Source organism: Candidatus Tumulicola sp., from assembly GCA_035601835.1.
Lineage (GTDB): Bacteria > Vulcanimicrobiota > Vulcanimicrobiia > Eremiobacterales > Eremiobacteraceae > DATNNM01.
The window spans coordinates 111,639-124,247 of the sequence record DATNNM010000003.1 but is presented as its reverse complement, the minus strand read 5'-3'; the positions used below and the strand labels follow the sequence as shown (position 1 = coordinate 124,247).

Sequence of the window (12,609 nt, the reverse complement as noted above, 5' to 3'; positions counted from 1 at the left end):
GTTCTCACCGGAGCCGGCAATCGCGCGAGCTCGCGGCGCGTTGACGTGAGTAGAAAGGCCAAAAAACGCGATGCCGAAACCGATGCGCCTGCTCTTCGCCGCGATGATCGTGGCGCTCTCGTGCGCGGCACAAGCGGGCAACTTCGCGCGGCACACGCCGTTGAGTTTTTACCAAACCTTGGCCGACGCCAGATTCGCTCGCTGGCTGCTGACCGCTTCGCCTTACTTACCGACGCAAAAGCGCGAGAAGATGCCGTCCAGCACCTCCTCGGTCACCGTTTCTCCCGTCACTTCTCCGTAGGCTGCCAGCGCCGCGCGCAGATCCACGGCGAGCATGTCGATCGGCATGTCGCTCGCGAGCGTCTCGCGCGCATGCACGAGTGAAACCCGCGCGCGCGTCAGTGCGTCGATCTGCCGCGCGTTGGCGACCAGCGCGCGCTGCGCGTCGATGACGCCGCCGCCCCACCCCAAGCGCGCGATTTCCGCGCGCATCTGCGCGATCGTGTCGGGCCGGCGCACGCTGCCCGCGATCAGCGTTCCGTCAAGTCCGGTCAGCTCCGCGCGCGCGCGATCTCCGAGGTCCGCTTTGTTGCTCAAGACGATGCGCGGCCGGCCCGCCGTCGCCGCCAGCGCGGCGCGCGCGTCGGCGCTCAACGGCTGCGAACCATCGATCACGAGTATCACCAATTCCGCGCGTTCGATCGCTCCCCGCGCGCGCGACACGCCCTCGACCTCGATCGCGTCGGCTGCGGTCCGCAAGCCGGCGGTATCGCGCAGGCGCAGCACGACCCCGTCGACGACGACCCGATCTTCCACGATGTCGCGCGTCGTGCCGGGAATGTCAGAGACGATGGCTCGCTCCGCTTCGACCAAGGCGTTGAGCAGCGACGACTTCCCGGCGTTGGGCGGCCCTGCGATAGCGCACTCGATGCCGTCGCGCAAAGCCCGCGCCGCGCCCGAAGCGCTCAGCAGCGCCTCGATGCGCGCGATGTGCGCCTTCACGGTTTGCGTTAGCGGCGCGCGCGCCGGCTCGGGCACTTCGTCGGGGTAATCGACGTGCGCCTCGATTTCCACGAGTCGCGCGAGTAATTCGTCGCGCAGTTCGCTTAAGCCGCGCCCCAGCGCGCCATCGAGACGTGCGACCGCCGCTGCCGCTGCGGCTTTCGACTGCGCTTCGATGAGATCGGCGACCGCCTCGGCTTGAGCCAGATCGAGACGGCCGTTGACGAACGCACGGCGCGTGAATTCTCCCGGCGCGGCCAGCCGCGCGCCGGCGCGCAGCACGTGCGCCAGGCACGTGCCGACGACGCCCGCGCCCCCATGCACGTGCAGTTCGACCACGTCCTCGCCCGTATACGAATGCGGCGCCGCGAACATGACGGCGAGCGCATCGTCCAGTTTCGCGCCGTTTTCCGGATCGCGCAGCCAGCCGCGGCGCATGTGCGCCCGGACGAGCGGCCCCGGCCTTGCGGGCACGAAGCATGCGTGCGCAACGTCGCGCGCGCGCGTTCCTGAGATGCGCACGATGGCGACCGCAGCGACGCCCGGCGGCGTTGCGATGGCGGCGATCGTGTCGTCCGGCTGCATGCCGGAAACTTTTATCAAAACGTCGGGATTCTCTTTGCGGGTGATGAATCGTTCGGCCGGACATTAGAGGTAAAGCTTTGCGAATCTTGATCATCGGTGGAACGAAGTTCTTGGGGCCGCACGTCGTCGAGGCAGCGCGCCGGCGCGGCCATGCGTTGACGCTTTTCAATCGGGGCCGCTCGAGCGGCGCGGCGATCGACGGCGTCACGGGCGTGGCCGGCGATCGCGCCACCGATATCGACAAGGTCTCCGGGCAACGTTGGGATGCCGTCATCGACACGTGCGGATTCGTGCCGCGCGTCGTGCGGCTTTCTCTCGACGCGCTCCGGGCCCGAACCAAACGCTATGCCTTCATCTCTTCCATCAGCGCGTACGCAGAGCCGTTTGGCGGCAACTTCGACGAGCGCGAGCCGGTGGCGATGCTGGCCGACCCGGCGGTAGAAGAGGTGACGAACGAGACCTACGGCGCGTTGAAAGCGCTGTGTGAAGAAGAGGTGCGCGCGCTGATGGGTGATGGCGCGCTGATCGTGCGCCCGGGTCTCATCTGCGGCCCGCTCGACCCGACCGATCGCTTCACCTACTGGCCGCATCGCTTCGCGCAGGGCGGCGACGTCCTTGTGCCCGGTGTGCCCGAGAAACCCATCTCCATCATCGACGTCCGCGACCTCGCCGAATGGATCGTCCACGCGACGGAAAACGCGCTCGACGGTACCTTCAACGTCAGCGGTGAATACGGGCGTGCGACGATGGGTGACGTCGTCAGCGCGTGCCTCGCCGCAAGCGCCGCGCAAGCGCGTCCTGTGTGGGTCGCAGAGTCATTTCTGATCGAGCGCAACGTCGCGCCGTGGACCGAACTGCCGTTATGGATCCCGGGAGAAGAAGACTCGCTGTTGCGCGCGAGCTCAGCGCGCGCGGTCGCCGCAGGTTTGAGGCGGCGAGACGTCGGCGAAACGGTGCGCGCGACGCTTGCATGGACGAAAGAGCGCGGACTGGATCGAAAGCTGAACGCAGGCCTCACGCGCGAGCGCGAAACGGAGCTGCTCGCGGAGTGGGGAAAAAACCGGGGCTAAAGCCTAGGGCCTACATTAGGTTTTTCAGGATCAGTATTCTTCTTCGGGCTCGTCCATGCCAGGACGCGGCGGTGGAAAGCCGCGCGGCACGATGACGACCCGGCGGTTGATGCCCGTGCCCGTGCTTTCGGTCGCCAGCTCTGGATTCGCGGCGAGCGTCAGATGGACGATACGCCGCTCGGACGGCGGCATCGGCGCCAACTCGATCGCCACGCCCTCGCGTAGCGCCCGATCGCCGCTGCGCAACGCGATCGAGCGCAGCGTTGCCAGGCGCCGCGAGCGATAGCCCTCGACGTCGACCGCGAAGAACAAGCCCTCGGACTCGCCGCGGTGCATCACCGCGTTGGTGATCGCGGTCAGCGCGTCAAGCGCCGCGCCATGCTTGCCGATGAGCATGCTCAGGTCGTCCTCATCCGGCTCGAAGTCGCGGCCTTGGGCGCCGTACGGTCTCGGCCGCTCAGCATGCGCGGTCAAGCCGCGGATGTCGATCGTGATCTGCCGACCGTCGCGGGCCGGCTCGACGCCGCCATACGAAAGCCGCGCCGGCAAGCCGAACGCGCGGATCAAACCTGCGAGAAAATCGCGCGCTTCCATGAAAGGTTCGCGCAGCTCGGTCGGGCACTGCGGGTGTGCGTGATCCGCGCGTCCGCGCCCGCCGCGCGGTCCGCCGTTACGTGAGCCGTAGCGCGCGTCTCGTCCTTCATTGCGTCCGCGCCCGCCGCGCCCGGCATCCGGGCCGCGCGCTCTGCCGCCGCCATAGCGTGAACCGCCCCCGCCGCCCCCGCCGCGCGGCCGATCCGGCCGGCCGTAGTTTGAACCATAATCGCTCATGATGTCTTCCTCGGAGTTTGCGAAGCTCTGCCGCCGTTGCCCAGCGCGGGCTGACCCACGCCGGCGGCGGGGCTCGCAGCGCCGTTGCTCGCCGGCACGATCTTGCGCACTTTCGCGCCGCAGTTCTCGCACTTGCTGCCCTTGACCACGACCAAGCGCGTGTTGCAGGATGGGCAGTCCATCGGATAACCGGCCAGCGTCGCCGGCGTCTCTTCCGGCGGCGAGGGTATGCGCGATGGCGCCCGCATGACGATCCACTGATGCAGCATCTGCAGCACGTTGTAGCTCATCCAATACAGGATGAAGCCCGATGCCCAATTCTGCCCGATGAAGAAGAACATGACCGGCATCAGCAGGCTCTGGATCTTCATCATCTGCTGCTGCTGCGCGTCCATGGTCGCCATCGGCGTGATCCGCATCGAGAAGTAGAGCGAAGCCGCGTACAACAGCGTGAGGAGTTTATCGGGCCCGAAAAGGCTGCTCGCGAGCCAGCCATGGAACTGCGTCGCCCAATGCGAGCCGATCCACATCCAGCCCGCATGCTTGAACTGCTCGTTGTGCAGCGCGATGGCGTGGTACACCGCGTAGAGGATCGGCAGCTGGGCCAGCACCGGCAAGCAGCCCCCCAACGGGTTGACGCCGTGCTCGCGGTAGAGCTTCAGCATCTCTTCTTGCTGCTTTTGTTTGTTGTCTTTGTAGCGGGTCTGCAGACGCTTGATGTAGGGACCGAGTGCCTGCATCTCTTTCATCGATTTGAATTGCTGCGCGTACAGCGGGAACAGCAAGAGGCGCACCGCAAAAGCCAAGACGATCAGCGCCCAGCCGTAGTTGTGGGTGACGCCGTTGATGAGGTCGAGTCCGTGCGCGATCTGATCGCCGATGACGTCGATCGGGTTGACGAAGGCGAACAGCGCAAGCAGTGCGGAGAAGAGCGTCATGCGATCACGGCACCGGATCGTTCCCGCCGGGATGCCACGGGCCGCAGCGCATCAGCCGGCGCGCAGCCAGCATGCTGCCTCTTGCCGTGCCGTGCCGTTCGATCGCCTGCGCAGCATACTCCGAACAGGAGGGCGTGAAGCGGCACGCCGGCGGCAACATCTTCGACAGCGAGCGCTGGTAGAATCGGATGGCGACGACGAGCGGGTTCACGTCGAGCGCCGAGGGTTGCGCGCGCGCGCGGCGCGCAGCACGCTTATCAATTGCGTCTTCAATTCTTCATAAGTGAGCCGGGCTGCGCCCGGTCTGCATTGTATGACGTACCACTCAAACGGCTGGCCGAGCGCGGCTCCGTCGACGATCGCCCTGCATCGCCTTCGCAGGCGGTTGCGGACGACGGCCTTGCCGACGGTCTTTGGGATGATCACGCCGAGCTTCGTGCCGCCGGTTCGGTCTTGACGCGGTGCGTAGCCGAAGACCGTCAAGGTGCCCGAGCGGCTCGAGCGACCGCGGCGAATGACGAGCGTGAATTCCCGCCGGCCGCGCAGACTCGCAAAGGTGCGCACGGCGCTGCGAAGTTCTTTCCTGCGCTAGTCCGGCGTCAACCGCTGCCGCCCCTTGCGCCGGCGGGCGGCGAGCACGCGCCGGCCGTTCTTCGTAGCCATGCGGGCTCGAAAACCGTGCGTCCGTTTGCGCCGTCGGTTATGCGGTTGGTACGTCCGTTTCACGGGTTTTTCTCTAGCTCCTCACGCGGTAAGTGCCGCCACTGTGGCGGCACCCTTCGAGAATGAATGCGAATGTTCATTATAGCCGCGGCCCGCAAAGCGCGTCAAGGAACGCGCGTCCCGCTGTCGGCGGGCGGCGCCGGCCGGCCGCTTCGCTTTCGAGCCCTAGGCGTGGACAGGCCGTGCATGGATGCTGAACGGCCGAATCTGATAAAAGCTCGCAAACCCTTATGCCACAAGGTGAAGATCCCAGCCGAAGCGGGTGAAAATGGCCTTATTCACACCTGTGGATAAGACTGTGGATAGCGGGGAGCGAATCGGCAATGCCCGGCGCCGATTAGGATTGTGCGTTTTTTGGCACCGCGACCCGGACAAGAATTGAAAGCGTAGATCGCGCACTGCTGGAAACTGATCGCGCCGGAGAAAATCCGCGAACCCGCATCGCGTAAGCAAAAGCGGACGCGCGCGCGAGAACTATCCACACGCGCGACAAGCGAAGTGTGGATATGTGCATAAAGAAAACGCGCAAACCCTGAAGGAGTAAGGGTTTCCGCTCACTAAACCCGCGCGACTGCGCGCCTTCCGACTACGACTCGGACAGCGATTTCCTTTACGAGACTATAAAGAAAGATGTGATAAGGGAATGGCAACTGTTCTCCCCACCACCAACGAAGAATACTTGTGGCAGACATGCCTCGGCAACCTCGAGACTAAGTTCACCAAGCCCATCTTCGAGATGTGGATCAAGCCGATGCGGTTGGTGCGGATGACCCCGGACGAGGTCACGCTCACCGTCCAAAACGCCTTTGCCAAAGACTGGGCCGAAAATCGCCTCAAAGCCACCATTCTCGGGACACTCTCCGAGCTCTTAGGTTCCGATTTCAAAGTCCGCTTCGTGGTGGATGAGTCAGCCGATGGGTCCGCCGGAATCGTGCAGGACTCCGGAACCCCGGCCGGCTCCGCCGGACAGGCTCTTGCCGCCGACTTCCGACACACCGGGCTCACCGATCGGTACACGTTCGAACAATTCGTCGTCGGTGCCACGAACCGGTTCGCGCACGCCGCGGCGCAGGCGGTGGCCGACTCGCCCGCGCGGGCGTACAATCCGCTCTTCATCTATGGAGCGGTCGGCCTGGGTAAGACCCATCTCATGCACGCGATCGGACATCGCGTGCTCATGAGCGATCCGCGGGCTCGCGTCGTGTACGTCTCGTCGGAGACCTTCACCAACGAGTTCATCACGGCGATCAAGAACAACCAGACCGTCGAGTTCCGCAACCGCTATCGGACGGTCGATGTGCTGCTCATCGACGACATCCAGTTCCTCGAAGGCAAGGAGCAGACGCAAGAGGAGTTCTTCCACACCTTCAACACGCTGCATGAGGCCTCCAAACAGCTGGTCATCTCAAGCGATCGGCCGCCCAAAGACATCCAGACCTTGGAGAACCGGTTGCGCTCGCGCTTCGAGTGGGGCTTGCTGACCGACATCCAGCAACCCGACCTCGAGACGCGCGAGGCGATCCTGCGCAAGAAGGCCGAGAGCGATGGCATCGACGTGCCGCACGACGTCACCTCATACATCGCCAAGAGCATCCCTTCGAACATCCGCCAGCTCGAGGGCGCGCTGATCAAGCTCACCGCGTACGCTTCCCTGTACGACAAGGAGATCACGGTCGAGCTCGCCACCGAAGTGCTGCGCAACGAGATCAACGAGCTGCCGCTGCGCCAGGTGACCATCTCGCTCATCAAGGAGAAAGTCTCGCGCTTCCACGGCATCCAGCTGCGCGAGCTGGAGGGCCAGCGCCGCGACCATCGCCTCACCGTGCCGCGCCAGATCGCCATGTACTTGGCCTGCACGCTCACCAATGCGTCGCTGCCCCAGATCGCGCGGGAGTTCGGCAAGAAGGACCACACCACGGTGATGTACGCGCGCGATAAGGTCAAAGATCAGATGGAGCGCGATCCCGAGTTCCGCAGCAAAGTGAAGTCCGTGCTGTCGACGATCAGCCAGGACGGCTAGACGAAGCGCTCCGGGGACGTGAAGTGGATGGCCTGAGGACGCGGGTGCATGAGCGTCGCGCTCTTCGGGATGAGGGCGCCCGCATGTGTACGCTGCGAATGACCCGCCCCGCGCGTCCACATGCAGACCATCGCTCCGGAGCCCACCGCTAAAGGCCGCCACGCGACATCCCCGCAATCCACGGCTCTAATACGATGAAGACGGCTATCTATAAGAATCTATCTCCCGTGAATGAAACGGACGAGGTTGCGAATAAAAGGGGCAATATGAAGTTCACGTGCAACGCAAAGGACATCGCGAGTGCGGTCGCTGCTGCGAGTAAAGTAGTCAATGCGCATACGACGATGCCGATTTTGAGCAACGTGTTGCTGTCGGCGAAGAAGGGCCGCGTGAGCGTGCGCGCGACTGATCTCGAACTGACCCTGGAAAACGCGTTCTCCGCGGACGTCGCCGAAGAGGGTGCGTGCACCGTGCCGGCTCGGTTGTTCTCCGGCTACCTCGCGAACCTCCCGGCCGCGCAACTGGAGATGCACGGCACCGCAAGCCGTGCGACGCTCAAATGCGAGCGCTCGAACTACGAGTTCTTCGCCCTTCCGGCAGAAGAGTATCCGCCCTTGCCCGACGGCAAATCGGCGGACCAGTTCCGGGTCGACGCGAAAGCGTTTCGCGAAGCGTGCAGCGCCGTCACCTTCGCCGCGAGCAGCGAAGAGGCGCGCGGCGCGGTGCTCATGGGGACGCTGCTGGAGATCGACGGCTCAAAACTCACGCTCGTGGCGACGGATGGCTACCGTTTGGCGCGCCGCGAGCTGACGCTCGCCGAGCCCACCAAAGGCGCGATTAGGCTCATCGTACCCGCCCGGGCTTTGGGCGAAGTCGTGCGCGCGGCGGGTGGCGGCGTGATCGAAGCCACGGTGCTAGGCGGTCAAGCCAATCAGCTCGTCTTCAACACCGGCGACATCAAGGTGATCGCGCGGCTCGTCGACGGACAGTACCCGAACTATCAACAAGTCATCCCCAAAGAGTTCGACAAGAAGGTGGTCGCCAGCACGGAAAAGCTGCTCGCCAGTCTGCGCCGTGCCGAGGTGGTCGCCGGCGACCGGGCCAGCATGGTCAAGCTGGCGATGGACGGATCGAGCTTGGTCATTACGGCCAGTTCGGACACAGCGGGCACGGCGTACGAAGAGATCGACGTCGAGCGCACGGGCGATCCTCTGACCATCGCCTTCAACGCGAAGTATCTGGTGGAGATCCTCAATCACGTCGAGACCGACACAGTTGCGATGAGCTTTCTGGGGGCGCTGAATCCGGCCGCCCTGCAACCCGGCTCGGGCGCTCTCGCGGACAAGCAGGTCTACATCCTGATGCCGTTGCGGCAATAGGACCGCCGTGCGCGTCCTCTCGCTGGAACTCGCGAACTTCCGCAACTACGCCGCCCTCTGCTTCGAACCGCCGGAGGGCGCGTGCGTTCTCATCGGCGCCAATGCGCAGGGCAAATCCAACCTGCTCGAAGCCCTCGCGCTCTTGGCGCTCGGCAAATCTTTCCGGGCCACTCGCGAGTCGGATCTGGTGCGCATCGATACGCCGGCGGCGAGCGTGAGCGCGCGCGTGCGCACGCGCAACGGCGAGCAGGTGATCGCGTGTCACATCACGCGCGAAGGCAGCGGCGCGCGCAAACGTTTCCTGCGCAACGGCCGGGCGGTCTCGTACGCGAACTTTCTCGGCGGCGTGGCCGCCGTGACGTTCGTGCCGGCCGATTTGGACATTGCATCCGGACCGGCCAGCGGGCGCCGGCGCATGCTGAACGCGGCGCTCTCGCAGGCGACCCGCACCTATTACGGAGATCTGGCGCGCTACGCGAAGACGCTCGCGCAGAAAAACGCGTTCCTGCGCTCGCCGGATGCCGCCGACCGCACGCTGCTCGCGACCTACAACGATCAGCTTGCGGACAGCGGCGCCCGCCTCGTGTCGGCGCGGGCGAGTTACGTGCGCCGTTTGGATCGTGAAGCTGCTGCCGCGCACGCGCGCTGGGTCGGCACGCACGAAGCGCTCAGCGTCACCTACGAGCCCGTGCCTGAACAGCCCGACGAATCGCCGGACGCCGTGGCTGCAAACCTGCGCGCCGCGATGGATGCAAGCAAACCCGCGGAACTGGCTCGAAAGATGGCGCTGGTGGGACCGCATCGCGACGACGTGCTGCTCGCACTGCGCGGCTTGCCGCTCGCGCGATTCGGCTCTCAGGGCCAGCAACGCACCGCCGTCCTCGCCCTCAAGGCCGCCGAATACGCGCTCTTGCGCGCCTCGGCCGGTGAGGCACCGGTCCTTTTGCTCGATGACGTCCTTTCGGAACTCGATGCGCAGCGCCGCCGTGCTTTCTTGGACAGCATCGCAGGCTACGAGCAAGCCTTTATCACGGCGACGGATCTCGCCGACCCCGCGCTCGAGGCCGCCGGTAGGGTCGTCGAAGTGCGCAACGGCCAACTCGAACTGAGCGGCGCATATCCATGAGCGGTCCACGCCCGCTCCGAGCGTTGCTGGATGCGTGGAAGCCCACAGGGCGGCGCGCCGACGGCGGTGACGAAGCGAACATGCTCGCGGCCGCGTGGGCCGAAGCGGTCGGCAACGACATCGCGCGCCGCACGCGCACGGCGAAATACCGCGACGGAACGCTTGCGGTTCTGACCGCGGGCAGCGCATGGAGCCATCAACTCACGTTCTTGGCGCCGACGATCATCGAGCGCTTGCGCGCGCGCGTTCCCGGCGCACCGCTGCGCCGTTTGCGTTTCACGATCGCCACCGGGCGCACGAGGATACTCTTGGACCGCGGCATTGAGAAACGAGGGGAGTCAGCGGGCTCTAAAGGTCCCGCTCCACAAGGTCCGTTGCCACATGAGCGAGGTCCGTCGCTGCAAGAACGGAGCTTGGAAGAAGTGATGGCCGCGTTGCGGATGGAGCAAGAGGCGCTCGATCGCCAACGCTCGCGCGCCGGCTGGCAGCGCTGCGCCGAGTGCGGCGTGTGGCGCCCGGGGCCGGCCCGACCCGCTGGTCCGGCTTCACGCTGCGAGCCGTGCGCGGACATGGCGCGCCGCAAAGCTGATGCGCGCATCGCGCACAGCCTCAACGCGGCGCCCTGGCTATCGCACGACGACATCGTCAAGCAGGTGGCCGGAGCGACGAAGCACGCCTTCCAGCGCGTGTGCCGCCGCTTGCGCTCTGCATGGGAGCAGCACTTGGCATACGCCCGCGCGAGGATGCGCCGCGGCGCGCTGGAGCCGGGAGATCGCGTCGTGGCGTGGAGTTTCGTGATGCTCGTCGCGCACCGGCCGCAAGCCGAAATCGGACGCGCCGTCGTCGAGGATCTGCTCGGTAGAGAATGGGCCAATGCGTTATTCGACGAACACACAAAGATAAGTAGAAGTATGCGATAACGCGCGTTCGTTCCAGAGCGCGCCGAAAGGAATCAGATCTTGTCGGACAAGTCCCCGCGCAAGCCGCGCGAAGGCGAGTATGGCGCGGAGCATATCAAAGTGCTCAAGGGGCTCGAGGGCGTGCGCAGGCGGCCGGGCATGTATATCGGCGACACGAGCACGCGCGGGCTGCACCAGATCGTCTTCGAGGCGGTCGACAACGCGGTCGACGAAGCGCTCGCCGGCTACTGCAAGAACATCGAGGTGACGATCCACAAGGATGGCTCGCTCTCGGTAGAAGACGACGGCCGCGGCATTCCGGTGGATGTCATCCGCACGGAGGGCAAGCCGGCGGTCGAAGTCGTGATGACGGTGCTGCATGCCGGCGGCAAATTCGATCAACTCGGCTATAAAGTGTCCGGCGGCCTGCACGGCGTCGGCATCTCGGTGACCAACGCGCTTTCCGAATGGATGATCACGCGCGTGAAGCGCGACGGCAAGCTGTACGAACAGAAATTTTCGAGAGGCGTGGCGACCTCAAAGCTCAAGATGATCGGGCCGGCGGAAGGCACCGGCACGATCCAGCACTTCAAACCGGACCCGCAAGTTTTTTCAACACTCGACTTCTCGCTCGACATCCTGCAGCAGCGCCTGCGCGAGCTCGCGTTCCTCAACCGCGGTCTGCGCATCAACCTGACGGATGAAAGGGTCGACAAGAAACAGACGTTTTGCTACGAGGGCGGCATCAAGGCCTATGTCGAGCATCTCAACAAGAACAAAGAGCCGCTCCACGATGTGCGCTACATCGCGGGAGAGCGCGGCAAGATCACCGTCGAGGTCGCCTTTCAGTTCAACGATGGCTACATCGCCACCGAGTTCGCCTACGCGAACAACATCCACACCGTCGACGGCGGCACGCACCTGGTCGGCTTTCGCAGCGCCATGACGCGCGTCCTCAACAACTATGCGAAGAAGATGGGCATCCTCAAGGAGTCCGAAGGAAACCTCGCAGGCGAGGACGTCCGCGAAGGCTTGACAGCGGTCATCTCTGTCAAGTTGCCCAACCCGGAATTCGAAGGTCAGACCAAAGCCAAACTTGGGAGTGCCGAGGCGCGTAGCGCTGTCGATGACGTGGTGGCCGAAGCGCTCACGTACTATTTAGAAGAGAATCCCGGTCCGGCGCGCCGCATCATCGAGAAATGCCTCAACGCGCAGCGCGCTCGGGAGGCGGCGCACAAGGCGCGCGACTTGGCACGCCGTAAGAGCGCACTAGACGGCGGCTCGTTGCCGGGGAAACTCGCCGATTGCTCGGAGCGCGATCCGGCCAAAAGCGAGATTTTCATCGTTGAGGGCGAGTCGGCAGGAGGCAGCGCCAAACAGGGCCGCGATCGCCACTTCCAAGCGATCTTGCCGCTCAAGGGCAAGATCCTCAACGTTGAAAAAGCCCGCGATGACAAGATCATAGGTCATGAAGAGATACGCGCCCTGATTACAGCACTAGGTACTGGGTTCAAAGAAGATTTCGACTCCTCCAAGCTGCGCTACCACCGAATATATATCATGACCGACGCCGATGTTGATGGCTCCCATATTCGGACGCTCCTACTCACCTTTTTCTTCCGCTATATGCCGAAGCTCATCAAGGACGGAAACCTGTTCATCGCGCAGCCGCCTCTATATCAGGTAAAAAAGGGCAAGAAAGTCGTCTACTGCTACTCGGATGAGGAGCGCGATGCGGTCATAGCGCAAGCGGGCGACGGCTACACGATCCAGCAATACAAAGGTTTGGGCGAGATGGACCCGGAGCAGCTCTGGGAGACAACCATGGACCCCGATAGCAGGATAGTGCGCAAGGTGCTTCTTGAGGATGAGTTCGGGGCGAATGACATTTTCTCACAGCTTATGGGCGAAAAGGTGGAACCGCGGAAGCACTTCATCGCAGAGAATGCACGATACGTGCGCAACCTAGATATTTAGGGCCCTCTTCCCTCGTTGGAAGGCGATAGACGAGATCCGCTTTCGCGAACGACCTGGAC

12 protein-coding genes are annotated in these 12,609 nt (G+C 64.2%); 6 read left to right on the top strand and 6 right to left on the bottom strand.

What is annotated here, in order from left to right:
* Positions 1–222: 222 nt before the first annotated feature.
* On the bottom strand, positions 223–1,605 hold the full coding sequence (gene mnmE, locus VN934_00975) for a tRNA uridine-5-carboxymethylaminomethyl(34) synthesis GTPase MnmE (GenBank protein HXM17365.1): 1,383 nt from the start codon (positions 1,603–1,605) through the stop codon (positions 223–225).
* 59 nt (positions 1,606–1,664) lie between these two features.
* Here mnmE and VN934_00970 point away from each other — a divergent pair, with 59 nt between their 5' ends.
* Positions 1,665–2,657, top strand: a complete 993-nt coding sequence (locus VN934_00970) for an NAD-dependent epimerase/dehydratase family protein (GenBank protein HXM17364.1) — start codon at positions 1,665–1,667, stop codon at positions 2,655–2,657.
* A 30-nt stretch (positions 2,658–2,687) separates the two neighbouring features.
* On the opposite strand, the gene VN934_00965 is transcribed toward VN934_00970, so the two are convergent.
* The 5 genes from VN934_00965 to rpmH are packed head-to-tail and all read right to left on the bottom strand — an operon-like array spanning position 2,688 to position 5,152.
* Positions 2,688–3,488: a R3H domain-containing nucleic acid-binding protein gene (locus VN934_00965; protein ID HXM17363.1), complete on the bottom strand. Its 801-nt coding sequence runs from the start codon at positions 3,486–3,488 to the stop codon at positions 2,688–2,690.
* The gene (locus tag VN934_00960) at positions 3,485–4,426 is read right to left on the bottom strand and encodes a YidC/Oxa1 family membrane protein insertase (protein ID HXM17362.1); all 942 of its coding nucleotides are present in this window, start codon (positions 4,424–4,426) and stop codon (positions 3,485–3,487) included. Before VN934_00960 ends, VN934_00965 begins: the two co-directional genes overlap by 4 nt.
* 4 nt (positions 4,427–4,430) lie before the next feature.
* Positions 4,431–4,637, bottom strand: coding sequence for a membrane protein insertion efficiency factor YidD (gene yidD / locus VN934_00955; GenBank protein ID HXM17361.1), 207 nt, complete (start codon positions 4,635–4,637; stop codon positions 4,431–4,433).
* Complete coding sequence (gene rnpA / locus VN934_00950) at positions 4,634–4,990, bottom strand: ribonuclease P protein component (protein HXM17360.1); 357 nt, start codon at positions 4,988–4,990, stop codon at positions 4,634–4,636. Before rnpA ends, yidD begins: the two co-directional genes overlap by 4 nt.
* Before the next feature lie 24 nt (positions 4,991–5,014).
* Complete coding sequence (rpmH, locus tag VN934_00945; protein ID HXM17359.1) at positions 5,015–5,152, bottom strand: 50S ribosomal protein L34; 138 nt, start codon at positions 5,150–5,152, stop codon at positions 5,015–5,017.
* A 640-nt stretch (positions 5,153–5,792) separates the two neighbouring features.
* On the opposite strand from rpmH, the gene dnaA reads away from it, so the two are divergent.
* From dnaA to gyrB, 5 genes are all read left to right on the top strand, one after another.
* The gene (gene dnaA, locus VN934_00940; protein ID HXM17358.1) at positions 5,793–7,169 is read left to right on the top strand and encodes a chromosomal replication initiator protein DnaA; all 1,377 of its coding nucleotides are present in this window, start codon (positions 5,793–5,795) and stop codon (positions 7,167–7,169) included.
* A gap of 266 nt (positions 7,170–7,435) precedes the next feature.
* Positions 7,436–8,548, top strand: coding sequence for a DNA polymerase III subunit beta (gene dnaN, locus VN934_00935; protein ID HXM17357.1), 1,113 nt, complete (start codon positions 7,436–7,438; stop codon positions 8,546–8,548).
* A gap of 7 nt (positions 8,549–8,555) precedes the next feature.
* Positions 8,556–9,674, top strand: a complete 1,119-nt coding sequence (gene recF, locus VN934_00930; GenBank protein ID HXM17356.1) for a DNA replication/repair protein RecF — start codon at positions 8,556–8,558, stop codon at positions 9,672–9,674.
* Positions 9,671–10,594, top strand: a complete 924-nt coding sequence (locus VN934_00925) for a DUF721 domain-containing protein (protein HXM17355.1) — start codon at positions 9,671–9,673, stop codon at positions 10,592–10,594. Before recF ends, VN934_00925 begins: the two co-directional genes overlap by 4 nt.
* Positions 10,595–10,633: 39 nt before the next feature.
* On the top strand, positions 10,634–12,550 hold the full coding sequence (gyrB, locus tag VN934_00920; protein ID HXM17354.1) for a DNA topoisomerase (ATP-hydrolyzing) subunit B: 1,917 nt from the start codon (positions 10,634–10,636) through the stop codon (positions 12,548–12,550).
* Positions 12,551–12,609 lie beyond the last annotated feature (59 nt).